Annotated in this window: 25 protein-coding genes and 2 pseudogenes; 14 read left to right on the forward strand and 13 right to left on the reverse strand. The window is 70.4% G+C overall.

What is annotated here, in order from left to right:
• Positions 1-228: 228 nt before the first annotated feature.
• Both GJ634_RS06830 and hisH read right to left on the reverse strand, forming a co-directional pair.
• Complete coding sequence (locus GJ634_RS06830; protein ID WP_157501539.1) at positions 229-660, reverse strand: GNAT family N-acetyltransferase; 432 nt, start codon at positions 658-660, stop codon at positions 229-231.
• 60 nt (positions 661-720) lie between these two features.
• Positions 721-1377 carry an imidazole glycerol phosphate synthase subunit HisH gene (hisH, locus tag GJ634_RS06835; protein ID WP_157501541.1) on the reverse strand — a complete coding sequence of 219 codons (657 nt, stop codon included), beginning with the start codon at positions 1375-1377 and terminating at the stop codon, positions 721-723.
• A gap of 130 nt (positions 1378-1507) precedes the next feature.
• Here hisH and phnD point away from each other — a divergent pair, with 130 nt between their 5' ends.
• From phnD to GJ634_RS06850, 3 genes are all read left to right on the forward strand, one after another.
• Positions 1508-2539 carry a phosphate/phosphite/phosphonate ABC transporter substrate-binding protein gene (gene phnD, locus GJ634_RS06840; RefSeq protein WP_157501543.1) on the forward strand — a complete coding sequence of 344 codons (1032 nt, stop codon included), beginning with the start codon at positions 1508-1510 and terminating at the stop codon, positions 2537-2539.
• An 81-nt stretch (positions 2540-2620) separates the two neighbouring features.
• The gene (gene phnC / locus GJ634_RS06845; RefSeq protein WP_157501546.1) at positions 2621-3433 is read left to right on the forward strand and encodes a phosphonate ABC transporter ATP-binding protein; all 813 of its coding nucleotides are present in this window, start codon (positions 2621-2623) and stop codon (positions 3431-3433) included.
• A complete protein-coding gene (locus GJ634_RS06850; RefSeq protein WP_197425433.1) occupies positions 3430-4434 on the forward strand; it encodes an ABC transporter permease in 1005 nt (334 codons plus the stop codon). Before phnC ends, GJ634_RS06850 begins: the two co-directional genes overlap by 4 nt.
• Here the strand turns inward: GJ634_RS06850 and GJ634_RS06855 are convergent.
• The 3 genes from GJ634_RS06855 to GJ634_RS06865 form a co-directional block, all read right to left on the reverse strand.
• Entirely contained in the window at positions 4431-5027 is a 597-nt protein-coding gene (locus tag GJ634_RS06855) for a uracil-DNA glycosylase family protein (RefSeq protein WP_157501548.1), read from the reverse strand. The genes GJ634_RS06850 and GJ634_RS06855 overlap by 4 nt on opposite strands.
• A gap of 55 nt (positions 5028-5082) precedes the next feature.
• Positions 5083-5631 (reverse strand): DUF99 family protein, encoded by a 549-nt coding sequence (locus GJ634_RS06860; RefSeq protein WP_331714031.1) that lies wholly within the window; start codon positions 5629-5631, stop codon positions 5083-5085.
• Positions 5632-5762: 131 nt separating this feature from the next.
• Complete coding sequence (locus tag GJ634_RS06865; RefSeq protein ID WP_157501549.1) at positions 5763-5942, reverse strand: DUF5786 family protein; 180 nt, start codon at positions 5940-5942, stop codon at positions 5763-5765.
• A 107-nt stretch (positions 5943-6049) separates the two neighbouring features.
• Here GJ634_RS06865 and GJ634_RS06870 point away from each other — a divergent pair, with 107 nt between their 5' ends.
• Both GJ634_RS06870 and GJ634_RS06875 read left to right on the forward strand, forming a co-directional pair.
• Positions 6050-6658, forward strand: coding sequence for an MBL fold metallo-hydrolase (locus GJ634_RS06870; RefSeq protein WP_157501552.1), 609 nt, complete (start codon positions 6050-6052; stop codon positions 6656-6658).
• 60 nt (positions 6659-6718) lie between these two features.
• The gene (locus GJ634_RS06875) at positions 6719-7258 is read left to right on the forward strand and encodes a GNAT family N-acetyltransferase (protein ID WP_157501554.1); all 540 of its coding nucleotides are present in this window, start codon (positions 6719-6721) and stop codon (positions 7256-7258) included.
• Position 7259: 1 nt separating this feature from the next.
• Here the strand turns inward: GJ634_RS06875 and GJ634_RS06880 are convergent, their stop codons facing one another.
• The 3 genes and pseudogenes from GJ634_RS06880 to GJ634_RS06890 all read right to left on the reverse strand — a co-directional run bounded on the left by GJ634_RS06880 (position 7260) and on the right by GJ634_RS06890 (position 8421).
• On the reverse strand, positions 7260-7403 hold the full coding sequence (locus GJ634_RS06880) for a 50S ribosomal protein L40e (protein ID WP_157501556.1): 144 nt from the start codon (positions 7401-7403) through the stop codon (positions 7260-7262).
• A 75-nt stretch (positions 7404-7478) separates the two neighbouring features.
• Positions 7479-7913 (reverse strand): DUF488 domain-containing protein, encoded by a 435-nt coding sequence (locus tag GJ634_RS16640; RefSeq protein ID WP_331714032.1) that lies wholly within the window; start codon positions 7911-7913, stop codon positions 7479-7481.
• A pseudogene (locus tag GJ634_RS06890) lies at positions 7910-8421 on the reverse strand (DUF367 family protein). The gene GJ634_RS16640 and the pseudogene GJ634_RS06890 overlap by 4 nt, the downstream one beginning before the upstream one ends.
• 134 nt (positions 8422-8555) lie before the next feature.
• On the opposite strand from GJ634_RS06890, the gene GJ634_RS06895 reads away from it, so the two are divergent.
• A complete protein-coding gene (locus GJ634_RS06895) occupies positions 8556-8921 on the forward strand; it encodes a nuclear transport factor 2 family protein (RefSeq protein WP_157501558.1) in 366 nt (121 codons plus the stop codon).
• Here GJ634_RS06895 and GJ634_RS06900 read toward each other — a convergent pair.
• Together GJ634_RS06900 and serS are read right to left on the reverse strand one after the other, a co-directional pair.
• Complete coding sequence (locus tag GJ634_RS06900) at positions 8873-9838, reverse strand: TIGR03557 family F420-dependent LLM class oxidoreductase (RefSeq protein WP_157501560.1); 966 nt, start codon at positions 9836-9838, stop codon at positions 8873-8875. The genes GJ634_RS06895 and GJ634_RS06900 overlap by 49 nt on opposite strands.
• A 72-nt stretch (positions 9839-9910) precedes the next feature.
• Positions 9911-11290 (reverse strand): serine--tRNA ligase, encoded by a 1380-nt coding sequence (gene serS / locus GJ634_RS06905; protein WP_157501561.1) that lies wholly within the window; start codon positions 11288-11290, stop codon positions 9911-9913.
• Positions 11291-11411: 121 nt separating this feature from the next.
• On the opposite strand from serS, the gene GJ634_RS06910 reads away from it, so the two are divergent.
• From GJ634_RS06910 to GJ634_RS06940, 7 genes are all read left to right on the forward strand, one after another.
• Positions 11412-12578 (forward strand): inorganic phosphate transporter, encoded by a 1167-nt coding sequence (locus GJ634_RS06910; protein ID WP_157501563.1) that lies wholly within the window; start codon positions 11412-11414, stop codon positions 12576-12578.
• Positions 12579-12632: 54 nt separating this feature from the next.
• On the forward strand, positions 12633-13547 hold the full coding sequence (locus tag GJ634_RS06915) for an MBL fold metallo-hydrolase (RefSeq protein ID WP_157501565.1): 915 nt from the start codon (positions 12633-12635) through the stop codon (positions 13545-13547).
• Positions 13548-13552: 5 nt separating this feature from the next.
• Positions 13553-15490: a long-chain fatty acid--CoA ligase gene (locus tag GJ634_RS06920; RefSeq protein ID WP_157501567.1), complete on the forward strand. Its 1938-nt coding sequence runs from the start codon at positions 13553-13555 to the stop codon at positions 15488-15490.
• Between the two features lie 84 nt (positions 15491-15574).
• A complete protein-coding gene (locus GJ634_RS06925; protein WP_331714033.1) occupies positions 15575-17437 on the forward strand; it encodes a cation:proton antiporter in 1863 nt (620 codons plus the stop codon).
• Positions 17438-17537: 100 nt separating this feature from the next.
• Entirely contained in the window at positions 17538-17726 is a 189-nt protein-coding gene (locus tag GJ634_RS06930; protein ID WP_157501569.1) for a CbtB domain-containing protein, read from the forward strand.
• Between the two features lie 2 nt (positions 17727-17728).
• Positions 17729-18496, forward strand: coding sequence for a CbtA family protein (locus tag GJ634_RS06935; RefSeq protein WP_157501571.1), 768 nt, complete (start codon positions 17729-17731; stop codon positions 18494-18496).
• Positions 18496-18843, forward strand: coding sequence for a ferredoxin (locus GJ634_RS06940; RefSeq protein ID WP_157501573.1), 348 nt, complete (start codon positions 18496-18498; stop codon positions 18841-18843). The genes GJ634_RS06935 and GJ634_RS06940 overlap by 1 nt, the downstream gene beginning before the upstream one ends.
• A gap of 3 nt (positions 18844-18846) precedes the next feature.
• Here the strand turns inward: GJ634_RS06940 and GJ634_RS06945 are convergent, their stop codons facing one another.
• Genes GJ634_RS06945 through GJ634_RS06955 form a run of 3 tightly spaced genes read right to left on the reverse strand, consistent with a single transcriptional unit; the run spans position 18847 to position 21288 of the window.
• Entirely contained in the window at positions 18847-19326 is a 480-nt protein-coding gene (locus tag GJ634_RS06945; protein ID WP_197425434.1) for a GtrA family protein, read from the reverse strand.
• Positions 19323-20087, reverse strand: coding sequence for a glycosyltransferase (locus GJ634_RS06950; RefSeq protein ID WP_157501575.1), 765 nt, complete (start codon positions 20085-20087; stop codon positions 19323-19325). The genes GJ634_RS06945 and GJ634_RS06950 overlap by 4 nt, the downstream gene beginning before the upstream one ends.
• Before the next feature lie 55 nt (positions 20088-20142).
• Positions 20143-21288: a thiolase family protein gene (locus tag GJ634_RS06955; protein WP_157501577.1), complete on the reverse strand. Its 1146-nt coding sequence runs from the start codon at positions 21286-21288 to the stop codon at positions 20143-20145.
• Positions 21289-21410: 122 nt separating this feature from the next.
• Here GJ634_RS06955 and GJ634_RS06960 point away from each other — a divergent pair.
• Positions 21411-23291, forward strand: a pseudogene (locus GJ634_RS06960) (FAD-linked oxidase C-terminal domain-containing protein); the annotation flags it as partial.

Here is a 23291-nt window from a genome sequence, read left to right on the forward strand (position 1 = left end):
CGGACATGTACTACAGCGTAAGTCCGAGACTTCCTGTAGCGACCTTTTACGCTGCGCTCGCTCACGCTCGCTCGGTTAAAAGCTCGGCCAAAAGCACTCCTCCCTCACTTCGCTTCGCTCCGTTCGGTCGTCGGCCCGCGCTCGTTCACTTCGCTCACTCGCGCGGTGAACCGCGACCCTTCCGGGTCCTCCGGACCGCTCGGGTCGCGGATGCTCGCCGCCATTTCCTCACTCGTCGTCGCGCCGATACAGCATCCACGACAGCGTCTCCGGGTCGCCGTCCGGGTGCTCGATCTCCCCGTCCATCACCTCGAAGCCGCACTGCTCGTAGAAGGGGACGAGCCCCTCGCGGGCGAGCAGCGACGGCGCGACGTCCTGCAGCCGCGGGTGGTCGCGAACCGCGGCCATCAGTTCCTTGCCGAGACCCTCGCCGCGGTGGTTTTCGGCGACGATGACGTCGTACACCATCGCGTAGTAGACGTAGTCAGTGAGCACGCGGGCGGCCGCGACCGGGTCGCCGTCCTCGCGCAGGAGGACCGTCTCGTCCGTGTTCCGGAGCGCGCGGCGGACGGCCTCGTCGTCGCGGTCGGCCCACCAGTCGTACTCGCGGTACAGCGACTGGAGGTTCTCGGCAGTCGCACCGTACTCGACGGCGGCCATGCGCTGACTGTCGTCGAACCGGGAGAAAAACGTTGCTCGGGCGTGGGAACCGTTAGCGCGCTACTGTTCTGCGCAGATGTCGACGAAGTTCCGGAGAATCCGGAGGCCGGTCTCCCCGGACTTCTCGGGGTGGAACTGCGTGCCGAAGACGTTGCCCTCGTCGTTCGCGACGATGGAGGGGAACCGCTCGCCGTAGTCCGTCTCCGCGACGACGTGGGCGTCGTCCTCGGGCTCGGCGTAGTAGGAGTGGACGAAGTACGCGTACTCGCCGTCGACGCCGTCCACGAGCGGGTGGTCGCGGGTCACGTCCAGCTCGTTCCAGCCCATGTGCGGGACCTTCACGTCGCCCGTGAACCGGCGGTTTCGCCCCGGAATCAGGTCCAGGCCCTTCACGTCGCCCTGCCCCTCGCGTTCGGCCTCCTCGCTCTCCGTGAGCAGCATCTGCATCCCGAGGCAGATGCCGAACAGCGGGCGGCCGTCCTCGGCGGCGTCGGTCAGCGCGTCGCGGAACGGCCCCGCGTTCTCCATGCCGTCGCCGAACGCGCCGACGCCCGGCAGCACGATGCCGTCCGCGTCGTCGAGCGCGCCCGGGTCGTCGGAAATCGTCACGTCCGCGTTCGCGCGCTCGAGCCCGCGCGTGACGCTCCGGAGGTTCCCCAGCCCGTAGTCCACGACGACGACGCCGGCCGTCGTCTGGTCCGTCGACGAGGTACTCATGTTCGTGCCTTCGCCCCCCACTCGCAAGTGGGTTTCCATCCGCCGTTTGGTACATAGTGATGGGTACCTCTCGATATAGTTGAAGGACAAACCTTTCACTCGCCTCTCGCATCACCCAAACGAATTCCCCATGGCGGGACGACGCAAATTCCTCAAAATCGCAGGTGCGACAGGTATCGCTGGGCTCACTGGACTCGCGGGCTGTACGGGCGGCGGCGACGGTGACGGCGACGGCGGCTCCGGCACCACCGACGCGGGGACCTCGGGCGGCTCCGACCAGATGACGTTCGGGGGCGACGGGACCATCGACTTCGGCATCTCCCCGTCGGTCCCGCAGGAGGACCTCAACGTCCAGTACGCTCCCCTCGAGGACCACATCGGGAGCTACGTCCGGGAGAACTACGACGCCTCCAGCGACCTGAGCGTCGAGGGCACCATCGGCAGCAACTACAGCGCCATCATCCAGTCGCTCGGGCAGGGGACGCTGGACGTCGCCGAGACCGGGCCGTTCGCGGGCGCGCTCGGCGTGATGACTGGTAACGCCGAGATCATCCTCCAGCGCTACGGCTACGGCGGCTGGACGTACAAGAGCATCATCGCGACGCCGAACGACAGCGACATCACCGAGCTGTCGGACCTCTCCGGGAAGACGGTCGCGTTCTCCGACCAGCTCTCGACCAGCGGCGCGCTGTACCCGCTGTACAGCATGTCCAACGAGGGCGACCTCGACGTCGGCGAGCTCCCCGAGGGCAACGGCTCGCAGGCCGAGTTCGACGCGCGATTCGCCGGCGGCCACGTCACCTCCTACACGCTGCTCAAGGAGGGGCAGGTCGACGCCGCGGCGATGGGCGGGTTCGTCCGCGACACCAGCACCGGTCCCGCGCCCGAGGCGTGGCAGGAGGTCGCGACCACGCTCCACGAGGACGAGGGCCTCCCGCGTGCGCCCATCGTCGTCTCCCCGGAGCTCAGCGACGAAGCGAAGACCGCGATCCAGGAGGCGTTCCTCGAGGGCCCGGACAGCATCTACTACGGTTCGGACGGCGAGGACGGCACCGACGACGACCTCTGGTTCAGCGACGTCCGCGAGGCGTCCCGCGAGGACTACCAGTCCGTCATCGACGTCGCGGACGAGCTCGGCGTCGGCACCGACATCTTCGAGTAACGCGGTCGGTTCGCACCCGGCACGAAAGTTCGGGTGGTTTTTCCCACGAGCGGCTTTCTGGCCAGATAGACCCCACGACACATGCCATCCATCGAATTCGAGAACGTCACCAAGATATACGGGGAGGACACCGTCGCACTCGACGACGTGTCGTTCACGGTCCCCGAGGGCGAGTTCGTCATCCTGCTCGGGCCGTCCGGCGCGGGGAAGTCCACGATGCTCCGGGTGCTCAACGGCCTCACCGAGCCGACTGAGGGCACGGTGCGCGTCGGCGGCGAGGAGGTGCAGGGGAACCGTAGCGACGTCGGGATGGTGTTCCAGGAACACTACCTCATCGAGAGCAAGACCGCGTTCGGCAACGCGCTGACGGGCGCGCTCTCCCGGAACGGCCTCGCCCGGAGCGCGCTCGGCCTGCACAGCGAGGAAGACAAGGTCACGGCGCTGGAGTCGCTGCAGACGGTCGGCCTCCTCGACGAGGCCGGCCAGCGCGCCGAGTCGATGAGCGGCGGGCAGAAACAGCGCGTCGGCATCGCTCGCGCGCTCGTGCAGGGGCCGTCGCTGGTCCTCGCGGACGAGCCCGTGGCCAGCCTCGACCCGAAGGCCGCCCGCGACGTGATGCGCTACCTGAAGAAGGCCGCGACCGAGCAGGACCTCACGACCATCACGAGCCTCCACCAGGTGAACATCGCCCGCGAGTTCGGCGACCGGTTCCTCGGCATCCGCGACGGCGAGGTCATCTTCGACGGCGACGCCGACGACCTCACGATGGACGAGATGGACCGCATCTACTACGGCGAGGGCGTCGACGGCGACCTCTCCGGCGACCCCACCGGCACGGACGCCGTGGAGTCGGACGCCGCAGCCCCCTCCGCAGACGGAGGTGAGCAGGCGTGAGCGCCGACTCCGCGGTCCAGCAGAAGCTCCGCGCGCTCGACCGCCTCCGCAAGCTCAAGTACGCGCTCTGGGTGGGTCTGTTGGCGGCGGTCGTCGGCGTGACCTACTGGGGACTGGGCTTCGTCGGCTTCCAGGCGTACGTCGTCGCCGACCGGTTCCCGAACATGTACGACTTCATCGCGACCGGCTTCTTCCCCCCGGACTTCAGTAACTTCACCGTCTACACGAAAGAGCAGGGCATCACCGGCCTGCGCGCGATTCCCGCGAGCTTCCGCGACGGCGGCGCCCACATCATCGATAGCTTCACGTCGCCGCGCCTCTCGCTGGTGAAAGCCAGCCTCGTGACGCTGCTGCTCGGGTTCATGGGCACCGTGCTGGCGTTCCCGCTCGCGCTGATTCTGGGCGTGCTCGGCAGCGAGCGCGTCACGCCGTTCCCGTTCAACTTCATCTTCCGCGGCACTCTCAGCGGCATCCGCGCCATCCCCGCCATCGTCTGGATCTTCCTCTACATCCCCATCGGGCCGCCGGGACAGATGACCGCCGTGCTGGCCATCGCGACGGACAGCATCGGCAACCTCGGCCGGCTGTTCACCGACGACCTCGAGGAGATCGACGAGGGCCCAATCGAGGCGATTCGGTCGACCGGCGCGTCGAGCACGCAGACGGTGAGCTTCGGGATGCTCAGTCAGGTCTCGCGGTCGTTCATCGCGTGGACGCTGTACATCCTCGAGATCAACACCCGCATCGCCATCTCGCTGGGCGTCGTCGGCGCCGGCGGTCTCGGCCTGATGATCCGGAACAGCCAGGACCTCTTCGAGTTCCAGCAGACCGCGGCCGGCCTCGTGATGGTGTTCATCGTCGTGCTGGGCATCGAACTGGTCTCCTCGCGCATCCGCGCTCGGCTCCGCCCCGGCGAGCACGAGGGCAAGGGCTTCTTCGAGGCCGTCCGGGACCTCTTCGACCCGCAGAAGTGGCTCGGCGTCGGTGACCGCAAGCCCTAGAACTCGCCCAACTGCGACTGCCCGCCGCTCTCCCCCGCTATCGTCGCCGCCTTCTCTATCGTCGCCGCGAACGCGTCCCGCTGGCTCGCGTCGTACAGCGTCGCCGCCGGATGCAGGCAGATGAGTACCTCCCGGGGTTCGCCGCCGAGTTCGACGCGCTCGACGCTGCCGGCCTCGCTCGTGACGGCGACGTCCCGCCCGAGCAGGTGTTCGCCCGGCACCTTCCCGAGCGTGACGACGACCTCCGGGTCGACGAGCTCGATCTCGCGCTCGAGGTACGGCCGGCAGTTCGCGAGCTCCCCTTGACTGGGGTCGCGGTTCTCGGGCGGCCGGCACCGCACGCAGTTCGTGATGCGGACGTCCGCTCGCGCGAGGCCGGCGTCCCGGAGTTCGTCGTCGAGCACGTCGCCGCTGCGCCCGACGAACGGCACGCCCTCCTCGTCCTCGGTGGCGCCCGGCGCCTCCCCGACGAACAGCACGGCCGCGTCCTCGGGGCCGTCGCCGTTCACGATGCGGCTGCGGGAGTCCACGAGCGCCTCGCAGCGCGTGCACTCCGCGACTTCCACGCCCTCCATGCCGTCGGCGTCGCTCATGCGTGTCCCGACCACGGCCGCCGGGTTAAGCGTTACAGACCCGGGCCGGCCCTCGCTACGCCTCCGTCCACTGGTCGGCCGCCCGCGCCGCCAGTCGCGCGACCCGCAGCGGCTCCGGCCGGCCGCCCTCGGGCGTGAACGCGCGCACGACCTCGGCGGGGTCCTCGCAGCCCACGGCGCGCACGAACACCCGTTCGCCGTTCACCGACACGGGCTCGCGGTCCGGCTGGCGCTCGTACACTGCGAGCCGCCGGTCGCGCGCCTCGCCCGAGAACTCGCGCTCGATGGCGTCCGCGAGCCCCTCGCTGGCCTCGAAGGAGACGGAGAGCACGGGCCGCGAGACGGCCTCGTGGACGTCGCGGAGGTCGACGACGTTGAACCACGCGGGCGCGACGCCGGAGACGAAGACGTACCGGACGTCCTCGCGGTCCAACTGTCGGTAGCAGTCGACGACCGCGGCGGTGCTGTCGAGGCCGCCGACCGTGCAGTCGGAGAACGAGAACCCGTCCGCGACCCGGGACGCCCGCACGACCGCGCCGGCGAACGTCGACGCGTCCCCCCGGTACGACTCCGCCACGCCGAGCGCCCGGGTCCCGGACTTCACGGACTCGCCCTCGGAGTCTCGGGTCGTGTTCGGCTCACCGTGCTACCTGCGGTCGTCCCCCGACGACCGCGCTACTCGCGGGTCGGCGCTCCCCGCTCGCACGTCTCGTGGCCGTCAGGGGGACGACCACGCTACTCGCCTTTGATGTCCTGCAGCCGGTCGAGGAGCTCGTCGTTCGACGCCCCGATCTCGTAGCTCACGTCGCCGCTGTGCTCGTACTCGGACGTGTCGAGCCCCTCGTCGGCGTCGATGTCCTCTGAGTCGAGAGACTGGTTCTCCTGTTCGGATTCGTCGTAGCTCCCGAAACCCATGTTCGAGTAAACGTACGAATTCCTCCCTCAAAAGTTCCCTGCCGAGTAGGCGGGTCCACGGTGAAAAACCCCGCCGTTTTACCACGAACGCGGCCGTGGTCGCTCGCATGGACGTAGTCAACGTCACCCGCGACGCCGAGACGTTCACGTGCAACGCCTACCTCGCGCCGGACGGCGAACCGACGCTCGTGGACGCCGGCGCCTACGACGGCGTCGTCGACGAGGTTCGCCGCCACGTCGACGACCTCGAGCGCGTCGTCGTCACCCACCAGCACGGCGACCACGTCGAGCAGCTGGACGCCGTCGTCGACGCCTTCGACCCCGACGTGTACGCGTTCGCCGACCACCCGCTCCGCACGCACGAACTCGCGGACGGCGACCGCGTGCGCGTCGGCACCGACGACTTCGAGGTCGTGTTCACGCCCGGGCACGCCCCCGACCACGTCTCCCTGGTCTCCGACGTCGCGCTGTTCTCCGGTGACGTCGTCGTCCACGACGACGGCGCGTTCGACGACGGGAGCTTCGGCCGCACCGACATGGCCGGTCAGTCCCGCGAACGCCTCGTCGGCAGCGTCCGCGAACTCCTCGAACGCCTCCCGGAGTCGGTCGAGGACATGTACTCGGGCCACGGCGGCGTCTTCCACGGCGATGTCCACGCGGTCGTCGAGCGCGCGCTCGAGCGCGCCGAGCGCCGCGAACCCAAGTACGACGAGTAGCCTGCGAACGGTTCGCACGCCCCGGGAACGCTTTTTCCGTGCGCGGTCGTCCGGTCGCGTATGCCCGGGAGACCGTTCCTCGAAGGCGACGCCGTCGACCTCTGCGCGGTCGCCGAGGACGACCTCGACGTCCTCCGCGAGACGCTCAACGACCCCGCCGTCTGGCCGTCGCTGTCCGCGCACGAACCGCTGACCGAGCGACAGGAGCAGGAGTGGTACGAGGAGCGCGCCAGCGCCGAGAACGGCGACGTGAACTTCGTCGTCGCGGTGGACGACCAACCCATCGGTAGCGTCGGCGTCCACGGCGTCGACGACGTCGACGGCGGCGCCGAGGTCGGCATCTTCCTCGCCGCGGAGTTCTGGGGGAACGGCTACGGCACCGAGGCCGCCCGCCTCGTCACCGACTACGCGTTCGCCCAGCACCGCCGCCACCGCGTCGTCGCGCGCGTCTTCGAGGGCAACGACGCCTCTGCGCGCGTCTGGGAGAAGCTCGGATTCGAGTTAGAGGGCACCCACCGCGACGAGGTGTTCGTGGACGGCGACTACCGCGACGTCCGCTACTACGCGGTCCTCGAAGGCGAGTGGGACGGCGAGAACTGAGTTACGTCGAGCGCGTCTCCTTGGCCTTCGGGCGCAGGTTCTTGTAGCCGCACTTGCGGCACTCCGAGGCGCGCTTCGGGTTCCGGGCGTTACACCGCATGCAGATCTGCTTCTCGAGCAGGCGTTCCTCGACAGTCTGGCTCATGCGCTCCCGTTCGTCCGGGGCGCGTTTAAGCAGTTCGGAACGGTGGCGGCCGTCAGCCCCGACCGCGAGTGACAGTCAGCCGTCGACGCGCTCGGCCAGCCGCTCTCGGAGAATCGTGCGGTGGCAGCGCTTCTCCTCCGTGTTCTCGAAGCAGACGAGCGCCAGCGACTCCCCGCCAGCGAGCCGGTCGGCGAGGTCCTCGACCGCCTGCCGGGCGTCGGAGTCGGCGTCGAGGTGGTCGCGGTACCGGGCGGCGAACTCGACGTCCGCCCACGCCCGGCGGTTCGCTTCGGCGCCGTCGACGCCGTCGGCTTCGAGTTCCTCCTCGCGGGCTTTCGCGTCGTCGAGCAGCGGTTCCGGCGGCGCGAGCGCGGGGACGTTCTCGTCGACGGTCGCCGAGAACCACCCCGTCGGCCGCCGCACGACGCCGACGAGCGTCGCGTCCGCGGGCACGTCGGCGGTGTCGTGCTGGAGCGCCGCGACGTACGTGTCCGCGAGCGTCCCGGTCACGCGCGCTCACCCGCTTCGTCGTCCGCGAGGTAGTCGTCCTGCACGGCGACGACCTCCGCGGAGCTCTCGCAGTCGCTGTACCGCCGCAGCGGCTCCTCGTTGAGTTCGAGGAACGTGTGCCCCCACGTGAACTTCGAGAGCACGCACTCGGCGTGCTCGCGCTCCCCGAGGATGGCGAGCCCGGCGGCGAACGCCTCCGCGGTGTTGAGCTGGAACGGCTGCCCGTAGTTCACGGGGTTGGCGGCGACGAGGAACGGGAGCGCGCGGTGCTCGCCGTCGATCTCGAACATCGCCTCGCCCGCGGTCTCCCACGAGCAGTCCAGCGCCACCAGCCGGCCGTGGTCGCGTCCGCGGGCGACAGCGCGGTGTCGGCGTGCGGGTTCAGGACGACCCCGTACGGTGTCGCGCGCGCCGACTCGTGGAGGACGGCCTCGTCGAAGCGCGCGAGCTTCCGCGCCGTGCACTTCTTCGGGTCGTCGTCGCCCTCGTACCGGACGTGCAGGTCCACACCCGCAGTAGGCCGCGTGCGCTCAAAAGCGCCCCGCTCGGTCGCGGGAACGCCCTCGCGCGACGCCCCGCGGCACTGCCGCGCTGCCCGCCGGAGTCCGCGGTTTCTTGGGCGTCGACCGCGACGACGGCGACATGGACGACGCAGCCCTCGCGCGCGCCTACTACGACGCCATCGACGCCGGGGAGTACGACGCGCTCCGCGACGTGCTGGCGCCCGAGTTCGAACACGTCCGCCCGGACATGACCCTCCCGGACCGGGCGGCGTTCGTCGCGTTCATGCGCGACGACCGCCCGCGCACCGACACCCGCCACGTCGTCGACGCGGTCTACGACGGCGCCGAGGGCGTCGCGGTCCACGGCCGCCTGCTGGCCGCCGACGACGGCCGCGAACTGTTCGCGTTCGTGGACGCCTTCGAGACCGCGGACGGCGAAATCGTCGGGCTGACGACTTACGCCGGCGACGTCGACTCGACGGCCGGCAGCACTTCCTCCTCGTAGAACTCGAAGAACCCCTCCTGGTTCGGGCCGACCTGGTGGACGTACACGCGGTCGTAGCCCGCGTCGACGGCGTCCTCGATGGCCGCCACGTGGTCCGCGGGGTCGGGGCCGGTGACGAGCGCGTCCGCGACGTCCTCCCGGGAGACCAGCTCGCAGGCCTGCTCGAAGTGCGCGGTCGTCGGCAACTGGGAGGCGAGCTCGCCCGGGAGCGCGGTGTTCGGCCACCACTCGTAGGCCGTCTCTATCGCCTCCGCCTCGGTCTCTGCGTAGCAGACGCTCAGTTGCGTGTACCGCGGCCCCTCGCCGCCGTGTTCCGCCCACGTCTCGACGGCGGCCTGCGGGCCGACCGACCAGAAGCCGTCCCCGATTTCGGCCGCGCGCTTCGCCGCCGACGGCCCGTACGCGGAGACGACGATTGGCGGCGTCTCCTCGGGGCGCGTGAACAGCCGCGCGTTCTGGACGGTGAAGTGCTCGCCGCGGTAGCTCCGCTGGCCGCCCGCCCAGAGCGTCCGGATGATTTCGACCGCCTCCTCGAGCATGTCGAGGCGGACCGCGTGCTCGGGCCAGTGCTCGCCGACGACGTGCTCGTTCAGCAGCTCGCCCGTCCCCACGCCGAGGAAGAACCGGCCGTCGAGCATCGACGCCACCGACGCCGACGCCTGCGCGACGACGGCAGGGTGGTAGCGCATGATGGGGCAGACGACGCCGACCCCGACCGGGATGTCGTCGGTGGCGTGCGCGACGCCGCCGAGCGTCGACCAGACGAACCCGCTCTCGCCCTGCCGGCTCACCCACGGGTGGAAGTGGTCGGATATCGAGAGGAAGTCGAAGCCCACGTCCTCCGCGCGGGCGGCGTGCTCGACGAGGTCGTTCGGCGGGTGCTCCTCGCTGGAGAGCGTGTACCCGAGTTCCACCATTCACCCGCACCTCCGCGTGGTCGCGTCCATGCGGGCCGCGTCGGCGCGAACGAGGAAAAGTCTACTCGCCGACTACTCGCGGTCGCCCGCGCCGAGCGCCGACTCGCCGACCTTCTCGGAGCCCTCGACGACCGCCTGCCCGTTCATGTACGGCTGGAGCGCCTCGGGCACGTCGACGGTGCCGTCCTCGTTCTGGTAGTACTCCAGAATCGCGACGAGCACGCGCGGGACGGCGAGCCCCGAGCCGTTCAGCGTGTGGAGGTACTCCGCGCTCTCGTGGCGCTCCGGGCGGTACTGGATGCCCGCGCGCCGCGCCTGGAAGTCCTCGAAGTTCGAGACCGACGAGACCTCCAGCCAGCGGCCGCCCTCCTCGGGACCGTCCTCCATGTCGTCGCCGGGCGCCCACACCTCGATGTCGTACTTCTTCGCCTGCGTGAACCCCAGGTCGCCCGTGCACATCTCCAGAATCCGGTACGGGAGTTCGAGCCGCCGGAGCACCTCCTCGGCCTCGTCGACGAGCCCCTCGAAGCGCTCGTAGCTCTCCTCGGGCTCGACGAAGTTCACCATCTCCACCTTGTTGAACTGGTGGACGCGCACGATGCCGCGGGTCTCGGTGCCGTGTTCGCCCGCTTCGCGCCGGAAGTTCGGCGAGTACGCCTGCAGCTTGTGCGGGAGGTCGTCGCTGAGCAGAATCTCGTCGCGGTACATGTTCGTCACCGGCACCTCCGCGGTCGGCAGCAGCCAGAGGTCGTCGTCCTCGTAGTCGGCCTCGTTGACGTCGCCGACCCGGTAGGCGTCCTCCACGAACTTCGGGAACTGGCCGGTCCCCTCCATCGACTTCGAGTTCACGGGAATCGGCGGGAACACGTCCTCGTAGCCCTGCTCGCGGTGGACGTCCAGCATGAACTGCACGAGCGCGTGCTCGAGGCGGGCGCCCGCGCCCTTCGCGAAGTAGAAGCCGCCGCCCGCGACCTTCGCGCCGCGCTCGAAGTCCAGGATGTCCAGTTCCTCGCCGAGGTCGTAGTGCGGCGTGACCTCGTCGGGGAGGTCCCGGAGGTCGTCGAACCCCTCGCGGCGGCGCTCGACGTTCTCGGACTCGTCGGCGCCGACTGGCACGTCCTCGTCGGGGACCATCGGGAGCGTCAGCAGCTTCCGCTCCAGTTCGGCCTCGAGCTCGTCCGCGCGCGCCTCGATCTCCTCGAGTTCGTCCTTGAGCTCCTGCGAGCGCTCGATGGCTTCCTGGGCTTCCTCCTCCTTGCCTTCCTGTTTGAGTTCGCCGATCTTCGAGGAGACCTCGTTGCGCTCGTGGCGGAGGTCGTCCCCGCGGGCCTTCAGTTCGCGCCACTCCTCGTCGACTTCCAGAATCCGGTCGAGGTCCGCGTCCACGCCCTTCTTCTCCAGGGCCGCCCGGACCTCGTCGGGGTGTTCGCGGACGTACTGTCTGCTCAGCATTTGCCCGAGTTTGCGCGGGCGCCGGCAAGAACGTATCGCATCCCCGGTAGTCCCTCACGAACCCCGCGACGGCGCCACACCCCGAATCTATACCACGCGGAATCGCGTACTCCGGCGACAGATGGAGTTCCTCCTACTCGTCGCCGTCGCCGCCGCGGCGTTCGTCGGCTTCAACGTCGGCGGGTCGTCGACGGGCGTCGCGTGGGGGCCGTCCGTGGGCGCGGGCGTCACGACGAAGACGACGGCGGCGGCGCTGATGACCGGCTTCGTCTTCCTCGGCGGGTGGACGGTCGGCCGGAACGTCGTGGCGACGCTCGGCAGCGGCGTCGTCGCGCCGACCGCGTTCACCGTCGAGGCGAGCATCGTCGTGCTCGCGTTCGTCGGCCTCGGCATGGTGGTCGCGAACGCCTACGGCGTCCCGGTCTCCACGTCGATGACGGCCGTCGGCGCCATCGCGGGCCTCGGCCTCGCGACCGACACCCTCGACTGGGCGGTGCTCGGGGAGATCGTCGTCTGGTGGCTGGTCGCCCCCGTCGCGGGGTTCTGGTGCGGCGCGGTCGTCGGCCGGTACTGCTACGTCCGCCTCCAGCGCGCCGTCGACGTCGAGCAGTCCGGCGGCCCGCTGCTCGTCCTCGACCGCTCGGGCGCCGTCCCCGCGCCCGCGCTCGGCCCGGACACGACCCGCCGCGAGGTCGCCAGCACCGCGCTCGTCGTCGCCGTGGCGTGTTACATGTCGTTCTCCGCGGGCGCGAGCAACGTCGCGAACGCCGTCGCGCCGCTGGTCGGCGGCGACCTCCTCGACGTCGGGCCCGCGGTCGCGCTCTCGGCGGCGGCCATCGGCCTCGGCGCGTTCACCATCGCGCGCCGCACGATGGCCTCCGTCGGCAGCGAACTCACGGACCTCCCGCTGCTCGCGGCGATGGTCGTCACGGTCGTCTCCGCGACGATTACGACCGCGGCGTCGTGGCTCGGCATCCCCATCAGCCTCGCGCTCTCGACGGTGATGACTATCGTCGGTCTCGGCTGGGGGCGGGCGTCCCGGACCGCGACGGCCGCGGACCTCGCGCGCGGCGACGTCGACGGCGTCTCCGTGAGCGCGGTCGCCGTCGCGGCCGACGACGGCGTCGCCGAAATCGGCGCTGGCTCCGAGGACCTCCGGGACCCCGCGGCGCTGTTCGACGCGTCGACGGTCGCGCGGTTCGTCTCCTTCTGGATTCTCGGGCCGAGCGCCGCCACCGTCCTCTCGTATCTGGCCTTCCTCGCGCTCCCCGTCGCGGGGACGCCCTGACGCGGGGCGTGCTCGCACGCGAAATCTTTTGCGCGTGGCAGCCCCACGCTCGGTATGGCACCCGGCGACGTCTTCGACGTCGAACAGTGTACCGACATCTCGTACGTCGACACCGGCATGTACGACACCGCCGAGTACGGCGCCGTCTACGTCGTCGACGCCGACCGCCCGGCCATCGTGGACACGGGCATCGGCACGAACTACGAGCGCGTCCTCAACGCCCTCGACGAGTGCGGCGTCGCGCGCGAGGAGCTCGAGGCGATTCTGGTCACGCACGTCCACCTCGACCACGCGGGCGGCGCGGGGTTCATCGCCGAGGCGTGCCCGAACGCGGACGTCTACGTCCACGAACTCGGCGCGCGGCACCTCGTCGACCCCGAGCGACTCGTGGAGGGCACGAAGGAGGCGGTCGGCGACCAGTGGCAGTACTACGTCGAGCCCGAACCCGTCCCCGAGGACCGAATCGTCGAACTCGAGGACGGCGACGTCGTCGACCTCGGGAGCCGGGAGCTGACCGCTCACCACGCGCCCGGCCACGCGCCCCACCAGGTCGTCTTCGAGGACCACGCCGACGACGCCGTCTTCACCGCGGACGCCGCGGGCATCTGGATTCCCGAACAGGACCGCGTGCGGGAGACGAGCCCGCCGCCGAACTTCGACCTCGAGCAGTGCGTCACGGACGCCGAACTGCTCCGGCGCCTCGACCCCGACGTGCTGCTGTACGCGCACTTCGGCCCCGGCCCGGACGACGTCGACGCCGTCCTCAAGCAGTACGAGCAGGTGCTCCGGGAGTGGGTGGAGACCGTCGAGCGGGAGGTAATCGAGCGCGGCAGCGAGGAGGCCGCCATCGACCACCTCGCGAGCACGAACGAGGTCTGGCAGGTCTGGGGCGACCACAAGGCCCGCGCGGAAACCCGGATGAACGTTCGTGGAGTTCTCCACTACCTTAAGACCCGGGAGGCCCAGTAGGGCGTATGGACTTCCGCGAGGCGGAACGGGACTACGAGGACGAGGTCACCGGCGAGACCACCCTCGCCCGCATGTTCGAGAACGCCGCGGAGCGACACGCTGACCGGCCCGCACAGGGGTACAAGGGCGGCGTCTACGACCGCACGCTCACCCCGGACGTGCTGCCGCCCGCGCCCGACGGCGAGTTCGCCGACGTCACGTACGGCGAGATGCGGGACGTCGTCCGCAACCTCGCGGCGGGGTTCCGCGAGCTCGGCGTCGAGGCCGGCGACCGCGTCGGCATCTTCGCGCACACCCGCATGGAGTGGGCGCACAGCGACTTCGGGATTCTCGCCGCGGGCGGCGCGGTCACGACCGTCTACCCGAGTTCGAGTTCGCGGCAGGTGAACCACCTGCTCGGCGACAGCGAGGCGGTCGGGGTCGTCGTCGAGGGCGAGACCGAACTCGAGCGCGTCCGCGAGGTCGAGGACGACCTCGACGTGGAGTTCGTCGTCACGATGGACCGCGTCGCCGACGACGACGCCATCCCGCTCTCGGAGGTGTACGAGCGCGGGCAGGCAGCCTTCGACCGCGAGACCTACGAGTCGTGGCTCGACGGCCGCGACTTCGGCGACCTCGCGAGCCTCATCTACACCTCGGGCACGACGGGGAAGCCGAAGGGCGTCGCGCTCACGCACGCGAACTTCCGCGCGAACGTCGACCAGTGCCGGAAGCGGTTCGGCCCGCGCCCCGACAAGGGCGACCTCCCCGCCATCACCGCGGAGACCCGCGTCGTCTCGTTCCTCCCGCTGGCCCACGTCCTCGAGCGGCTCGCCGGCCACTTCCTGCTGTTCGCGTCGGGCGCCCACGTCTGCTACGCGGAGTCCGCGGACACGCTCCGCGAGGACTTCGCGCTCTGCGAGCCCTCCGTCGGCACCAGCGTCCCCCGCGTCTACGAGAAGATCTTCGACGCCGTCCGCGAGCAGGCCGCCGAGTCCCCCACGAAGGAGCGCATCTTCGAGTGGGCGACCGACGTCGGCCGCGAGTACTACGAGACCGACCGCCCCGGGCTGGCGCTGCGCGCGAAACACGCCGTCGCGGACAGGCTCGTCTTCCGGCAGGTGCGGGACGCGCTCGGCGGGAACGTCGACTTCTTCATCTCCGGCGGCGGGTCGCTGTCCCCGGAGCTGTGCGCGCTCTACCACGGCATGGGCCTCCCGATTCTGGAGGGGTACGGGCTCACCGAGACCAGCCCCGTGCTCTGCGTGAACCCGCCCGAGGACCCGCAGACCGGCACCATCGGCCCGCCGCTCGTGGACACCGACCTCCGCGTCGACGAGACCATCGCCAGCCCCGAGCAGCGGGCTGACCGCGACGGCGACGTCGGCGAACTGCTCGCGCGCGGCCCGCAGGTCTTCGACGGCTACTGGGGGCTCGACGAGGAGACCGAGCAGGCGTTCACCGAAATCGAGGGCGAGGAGTGGTTCCGCACGGGCGACGTCGTCGAGATTCGGGACGACGGCTACGTCCGGTTCATCGAGCGCGCGAAGCAGATTCTCACGCTGTCGACGGGGAAGAACGTCGCGCCCGGCCCCATCGAGGACGCGTTCGCGGCGAGCCCGCTGGTCGAGCAGGCGATGGTCGTCGGGGACAACCGGAAGTTCGTCTCCGCGGTCGTCGTCCCGAACTTCGACGGCCTCCGCAAGTGGGCGGCCAGCGAGGGCGTCGACCTCCCCGAGGACAAGGCCGCCGTCTGCCGGGACGACCGCGTGGAGGCCCGCATCCAGCGGGAGGTCGACGCGGTCAACGAGCAGTTCGAGGAGTACGAGCAGATCAAGCGCTTCCGCCTGGTCCCCACGGAGTTCACCGAGGAGAACGACCTGCTCACGCCGACGATGAAGAAGAAGCGCCGGAACATCCTCGACGCCTTCGCGGACGAGATCGGCGACATCTACGCGGAGTAGCGCCCGGCGTCGCTCGCCGCGACCACCGCTCTTTAACACCGGTGTCTCGAACGGGGAGACGATGCCGGCACTGGAGGTGTCCCCGTGAGTTCCGAACTCATCCCCCTGGTCGCGACGATCATCGCGCTCGGGGTCGCGTCGCAGGTCATCGCCGACCGCCTCCGCGTGCCGAGCGTGTTGTTCCTCGTCATCGCGGGGATTCTCGTCGGCCCGGAGGTGCTGGGCGTCGTCACGCTGGAGACGTTCGGCGGCGCGGAGACGCTGTCCAGCATCGTCGGGCTCTCCGTCGCCATCATCGTCTTCGAGGGGGCGTTCCACCTGAAGCTCCCGAAGCTCCGGGAGGCCCCGGGCGCGGTGGTGCGGCTCACGACCGTCGGCGCCGCCATCTCGCTGGTCGGGACGGCGCTTTCGGTCCACTACCTGCTCGGCGCCGACTGGGACATGGCGTTCCTCGTCGGCAGCCTGCTCATCGCGACGGGACCGACGGTCATCACGCCGATTCTCGACGTCGTCCCGGTGCGCAACCGCGTCGCCGCCGCGCTCGAGGGCGAGGGCGTCGTCAACGACGTCACCGCGGCCATCCTCGCCATCGTCGTCTTCGAGGTCGTGAACAACCCCGGGCTGACCGGGATGCAGGTCGTCGAGGAGTTCACGGTCCGGCTGGGCATCGGCGTCCTCTTCGGGCTCGTCGTCGCGGCCGTCGTCTGGTACCTGCTGCGCCACGTCGACCTCTCCAGGGGGAGCGCCCCGCAGAACGCCCGGCTCATCGTGCTCGCGGGCGCGCTGGTCGCGTACGGCGCCGCGGACTTCTTCCGCGGGGAGGCGGGCATCGCCGCGGTCGCGACCGCGGGCATGGTGCTCGGGAACGCCAACCTCCCCTACGAGGAGGAGATAGAGGCGTTCAAGGGCGACGTGACGCTCGTCGTCCTCTCGTTCGTGTTCATCGCGCTGGCCGCGCTGCTGTCCTTCGAGAACCTCATCCAGCTGGGCATCGCCGGGCTCGCCATCGTCGCGCTCGTCGTCCTCGTCGTCCGGCCGCTCGGCGTCTTCCTCTCCACGCGCGGGGAGCGGTACACCTTCAACGAGCGGCTGTTCATGAGCGCGGTCGGGCCGCGGGGCATCATCCCGGCGTCGGTCGCGACGCTGTTCGCCGTCCAGCTCCAGAGCAGCGGGATGGGGGCGGCCGCCGACCTCCTCGTCGGCGTCGTCTTCCTCGTCATCATCCTCACGGTCGTCTTCCAGGGCGGGTTCGCCCGCCACATCGCGCAAGCACTCGAGGTCATTCCCATGCGTGTCATCATCGTCGGCGGCGGCACCGTCGGTCGGGCGCTCGCGGAGCGCCTCGAAGACCGCGGTGAGAACGTCGTCATCGTCGAGAACGACGAACAGATGGTCGAACGAACGCGGAACGAGGGGTTCACCGTCCACCACGGGGACGGCACGGACACCGACGAGCTGCGCGCCGCGGGGGCGGAGAACGCCCGCATCGTCGTCGCCGCCACCGGCGACGACGACGCCAACCTGCTGGTCGCCCAGCTCGCCGGCTCGAAGTTCGACGTCGACACCGTCATCGCCCGGGCGAACGACCCGGACAACGTCGACGCCTTCGAGGACCTCGGCGTCCGCACTGTCTCCTCGTCGCTGGCGACCGCGTGGGGCATCGACAACATCATCGAGCGCCCGGCGCTCGCCAACTGGATGACCGAGATCGGGCGCTCGGGCGACGTCCAGGAGGTCGAGGTCACCTCCGAGGACCTCGTCGGGATGACCATCGACGAGCTCGACACGGAGCTGCCGAACGGCTGCATCATCGCGCTCGTCGGCCGCGACGGCGAGAACCAGGTCCCGGACGGCGACTTCACGCTGCGGCGCGGCGACCACCTCACGTTCCTCGGGCGGACCGACGCGGTCCACGAGGCGCTGGAGTGGTGTCACCCCCACGACTGACCCGGTCGCTGCCCCGTCTTCCTCCGCCTCCCTCGCTCGGACAGCCGGCCGGCCACCGAAAGATATACAACCAAACTTTACCTTACACAAAGTTAGTTGTATGTCGGCCACCAACGACACCGTCCACGACCGCTTCGAGCGCGCCCGAACGGAGCTCAGTCCCGTGCAGGCGGCCGCCGCCGTCGCGCTCGCCGCCAGCCTCGGGTTCGCGCTGCTGTTCGTGCAGGACCCGCTGTTCCACGACGCGATGCACAACTTCCGGCACGCCGCCGGCGTCACCTGCCACTGACCATGTTCGCGGAGTACCTGACCAGCGGCGTCAAAGCCGGCGTCGTCGCCGGCCTCGTCTTCGGCCTGTTCGTCGCCGTCGCCGCGAACCCGCTGGTCGCCTACGCGGACGAAGTGAACCACGGCGTCGAGACGACACACGACCACGCCGTCGAGAGCGGACACGGCGACGCGGGCCACCACGAGAGCGCGGTGTCCGCGACCGTCACCGACGCCGTGAGCGTCCTCTCGGGCTGGCTGTGGGCGGTGCTGCTCGGCGGCGTCGTCTTCGGCGCCGGCTACTACTTCCTCGAGCCCGCGATTCCCGGCACCGGTGCGACCAAAAGCTACGTGCTCGCGTTCGCCGGGTTCGTCACCGTCTCCGGCGCCCCGTGGCTCGTCCTCCCGCCGGTCGCGCCCGGCGCCGAGCAGTCGCTGTCCGTCGACGCCCGCCTCCCGCTGTACGCCGGGATGATGGTCGCCGGCGCGCTCACCTGCCTGCTCTCCGGGTACGCCTACGACCGCCTCTCGGCCACGCGCGGCGTCCTGCCGGCGGCCGCCGCCGCAGCCGTCCCGTTCGGCCTGCTCGCGCTCGCGCCGGTCGTCGCGCCGACGAACGCCGTCCACGGCGCGCTCCCGGCCGCGCTCGGCGCCGGCCTCACCGGGCTGTTCGTCTTCGGCCAGCTCCTGCTCTGGGTCCTCCTCGCCGCCGCCCACGCGCGGTTCGCGCCCGCGACCACGGACGCGAGGAGCGTCGCCGCGACGGGTCCCGATGCGGTCGGCGCGGACTGATGCGGGACCGCACCGACGACGTCGCCGCGAACGGCTTCACCGACCACGTGCTCGTCTGCACGACTGCTCGCGACGGCGAGCACGCCTGCTGTGCGGACGCCGGCGGCCCCGCCGTCTACGACGCGGTCACCGAGTGGCTGCGCGAGCGCGGCGTCTTCTGGTCGCGGGTCCACGTCGCCGAGACGAGCTGTCTCGGGCTCTGTAGCGCGGGCGGCGCCGCCGTCGCCATTCACCCCCGCGGCCGGTGGTACTCCGACGTCGAACCGCGTGACGTCCCCGAACTGCTCGCCGCCGAGTTCGGCGACGACGCTACGCGGCTCGGCGTGTGCGACGCCTCGCCGCAGTGAGGCTCACCGGTCGTGGACGCGCCACGTGAACAGGCTCTCGAAGACGTAGTTCACGAGCATCGCGACGCCGATGGCGCCGCCCTTCACGACGACCAGCCAGAGGTCCACGCCCGCCAGCGAGAGGTCGACGGCGACGTTGTAGAACACCGCGACGAACAGCACGTACTGCAGCGTCGACCCGCCCGCGCGGACGACGTGCGAGCGCAGCAGGCGCCGGCCGACCGAGCGCGCGCCGTCCTCGCCGTGGTCCGCGAACGTCCAGCGCTCGTTGACCGCGAACATCACGAGAATCGCCGTCTCGATGCTGACGACGTTCGCGACCGCCGCGGGCAGCCCCGCGAGCTCCGTGAGCAGGACGAGCGTCGTGAGGTCGAAGACGGCGCCGACGGCGCCGACGGAGACGAACTGCCCGAACCGGACGGTGGAGACGAGCGCGGCGAGCCGGTCGGGCAGCGCCTCCCGGAGGCGGTCGACCGGGCTCATCGGTTGCGTTCGACGAGCGCGGCCTGTTCGTCGCGGCGCGCCGCGATCGCCTCGTGTAGCTGGCTGTTCCGCAGGAGCTTCGACCGGTGCCGGGACGCCAGCAGCGCGCGGAACAGCGCCACCGACGTCTCCACCGGCGACACCGTCGACCCCGGCTGGTCCTCCCACTCGATGGGGACTTCCCGCACGCGGAGGTCGAGCGCGCCCGCCATCGCGACGAGTTCGACGTCCCACGCGAACCCCGGCTCGTAGAGGTGGTCCCGTACGCGCTCCCACCCCTCGCTGGTGACGGCCTTCGCGCCGCACTGGTAGTCGTAGAGGTCGACGTCGAGCAGGCGGCGCGCGAGCCACGCGAACCCGTCGCCGAGGAACCGCCGCGCGAACGTCTGGTGGCCCGCCACGTCGGCGTTCGGGTGGCGCCGCGACCCCACCGCGAGGTCCGCGTCGCCGTCCTCGACGGGCGCGAGCACCTTCGCCAGCGACGCCGCGGGCGTCGCGCCGTCGGCGTCCACGAACGCGAGCACGTCCGTCGCCAGCTCCTCGAAGCCCGCCGTGACGGCCGCGCCCTTCCCGCGGCGCTCGGCCGCGTCGTTGACCGTCGCGCCAGCGTCTCGAATCGCGGCCACCGTCGCCGCGTCGCCCGCGTCCAGTTCCACGTGGAGGCGCTCGGGCTGGAGGGACTCCCGGAGGGAGTCGAGGTACGCGACCAGCACCTCGACGTCGGGGTCGTACGCGGGGACGACGATGCCGACGGAACGCATTACGTCGGGAGAAACGAGGCTCCGGTATCAGTCTCGTGGTTTCGGTGCGCGTCGACTACTTCCGCTCGAACGTGATCGCCGCTCCCTGACCGAAGCCGACGCAGAGCGTCGCCAGCCCCTTCTCGGCGTCGCGCTTGTTCATCTCGTGAATCAGGGTGACGGGGAGGCGGGCGCCGCTGGCGCCGAGCGGGTGGCCGATGGCGATGGCGCCGCCGTTGACGTTGAACTTCTCGTTGTCGACGCCGAGCTCGTCGCGGGCGTAGACGGTCTGGGACGCGAACGCCTCGTTGAGCTCCACGAGGTCGAAGTCGTCGACGTCCTCGCCGGTGCGCTCGAGGAGCTCCCGCGTCGCGGGCACGGGGCCGATGCCCATCACGCGGGGGTCGACGCCCGTGACGTTGTGGTCGCCGACGTACGCGAGCACGTCGAGGCCGTGGTCCTCGGCGAACTGCTCGCTCGTGACCAGCGTCGCGGCCGCGCCGTCGGAGATTTGGCTGGCGTTCCCGGGCGTGACGGTGCCGTCGCCCTTGAACACGGTGGGGAGCTGGCCGAGCTTCTCCAGGGAGGTGTCCCGGCGGATGCCCTCGTCCTCCTCGACGAGGCCGTCGTCGGTCTCGACGGGGACGATCTCGTCGTCGAAGCGCCCGGAGTCGGTGGCCTCGGCGGCGCGCTGCTGGCTCTGGAGCGCGTACTCGTCCTGCTGCTCGCGGGTGACGTCGTGGCGCTCGGCGACCTCCTCGGCGGTCATCCCCATCTGGAGCTCGGGGACGTTGTAGCGCTCCGCGAGCCCGGGGTGGAGGTGCTGGTAGGAGTCGCCGTCCATCGGCACCCGGCTCATGTTCTCCACGCCGCCCGCGATGATGGCGTCGCGCTGGCCCGCGGTGATGGAGTCGGCGGCGCGCATGATGGCCTCCATCGAGGACGCGCACCAGCGGTTCACGGACGCCGCGGGCACGTCCTCGCCGAGGTCGGAGAGGAGCGCGATGACGCGCGCGACGTTGTTGTCCTGTTCCTTGCGCTGCTGGGCGACCCCCCACTGGAGGTCGTCGATGTGGTCGCTCGTCAGGCCGTGTTCGTCGAGGATGTGGTCGACGAGCGCGACCGAGAGGTCCTCGCTGCGCGTGTCCGCGAAGACGCCGTCCTCCTTGCCCTGCGGGGTTCGGTAGGCCGCCGCGATGACCGGAGTGGTGTCGCTTGCCATACTCGTACTGACGCGCGACGGACCATAAACCTCCGACAACGCGTCGCCCGCGGCTCGGGGTTTACGACGCCGCCCTCGAGGCGACGCCCAACTTTCATTATCGACCGTGTCGAATTTCGGGCGTGACACCCGACGACTCTCCGCGGACGTGGTCGGCGCAGGAACTGGACGTCGAGCGCCCGGACGCCGCCGAGTACCGCGACCTCGCGGCCGACCTCCGGTCGCGCGTCGACGGCCGCGTCGCCTTCGACGAGTACGCGCGCGTCCTCTACGCGACGGACGGCAGCATCTACGGCGCCCAGCCCGCGGGCGTGGTCTTCCCGACGGACACCGGAGACGTCCGGGCCGCCGTCGAGGCCGCGACCGACCACGGCGTCCCGGTTCTCCCGCGCGGCACGGGGTCGTCGCTCGCCGGCCAGACGGTCGGCCCGGGCTGCGTCGTCCTCGACGTCTCCCGGCACATGGACGACGTGCTGTCGGTCGACCCGGACGCCGAGCGGGCGCGCGTCCAGCCCGGCGTCGTGCAGGACGACCTCGACGACCGCCTCGCCGAGCACGGCCTCAAGTTCGCGCCCGACCCCGCGTCCTCGAACCGCGCGACCGTCGGCGGCGGCATCGGGAACAACTCCACGGGCGCCCACTCCGTCCGCTACGGCATCACGGACGCGTACACCGAAGCCGTGACTGCGGTCCTCTCGGACGGCTCGGTGATCGAAGCGCGGGAGGTCGTCCTCGACTCCCCGGAGTGGGACGACCTCGTCTCCGGAGACGGCCGCGAAGCCGAAATCTACCGGACCGTCCGTGCGGTCGTGGAGGACAACGCGGACGAAATCGAGGCGCGCTATCCGGACCTGAAGCGGTGCGTCTCCGGATACAACCTCGACCGCGTCGTCTACGAGAACGACGCCGGCGAGCGCGTGCTGAACCTCGCGAAACTGTTCGTCGGCGCGGAGGGCACCCTCGGCGTCGTCGTCGAAGCCGAACTGTCGCTCGTCACCGTGCCCGAGGAGACCGCGCTGGCGCTGTACTGCTTCGAGGACCTCGTGGACGCGATGCGGATGGTGCCGGTCGCCCTGGAGTACGAGCCGAGCGCGGTCGAACTGATGGACGACGAGGTGTTCCGGCTGGCCGCCGAGTCCGACGCTACGCCGAGTACGTCGATCCGATTCCCGACGGCGCCGAGGCCGCGCTGATGCTGGAGTTCGACTCCGAACTCCGCGACGACTTCGAGCGGGCCGTCGCCGAAACGAACGACCGCTTCCTCGACGACGGCCCCGCCTTCGACGTCGTGGAAGCGTACGACGAGGCCGCGCAGGCCGACCTCTGGAAGCTCCGGAAGGCCGCGATTCCGCTGCTGATGTCCCTCGACGGCGACCCCAAGCCGTACCCGTTCATCGAGGACGCCACCGTCCCGCCCGAGGAACTCGCCGAGTACGTCCAGAAGTTCGAGGGCGTCCTCGAGGACCACGACACGTCCGCGGCGTACTTCGCGCACGCCGGCTCCGGCACCCTCCACATCCGGCCGATTCTGAACCTCAAGGAAGAGGCCGGCGTGGAGGCGCTGCACTCCATCACGGAGGACGTCACCGACCTCGTGCTCGACCACCACGGCTCGTTCTCCGGCGAGCACGGCGACGGCATGGCGCGCACGGAGTTCAACCCGAAGATGTACGGCGAGGACCTCTGGCGGGCGTTCAAGGAGGTCAAGACCGCCTTCGACCCCGAGTGGTGGATGCACCCCGGGAACGTCGTCTACCGGGACAGCGCCGCGGACGTCGGCCCGGACGCCGAGCGCGGCGTGGGCGCGGACAACCGCGACCACCTCCGGTACGGCGCCGACTACGAGTCCGTCGAACCGCAGACCGCCCTGGACTTCGCCGACGACGGCGGCTTCAGCGAGCTCGTGGAGCTCTGCAACGGCTGCGGGACGTGCCGGCAGACCGGCTCCGACGTGATGTGTCCGACCTACCGCGCGTCGAAGGAGGAAGTCCAGACGACGCGGG

Origin of the sequence: Halobacterium sp. CBA1126, from assembly GCF_009741975.1 — an archaeon.
Classification (GTDB): Archaea; Halobacteriota; Halobacteria; order Halobacteriales; family Halobacteriaceae; genus Halobacterium.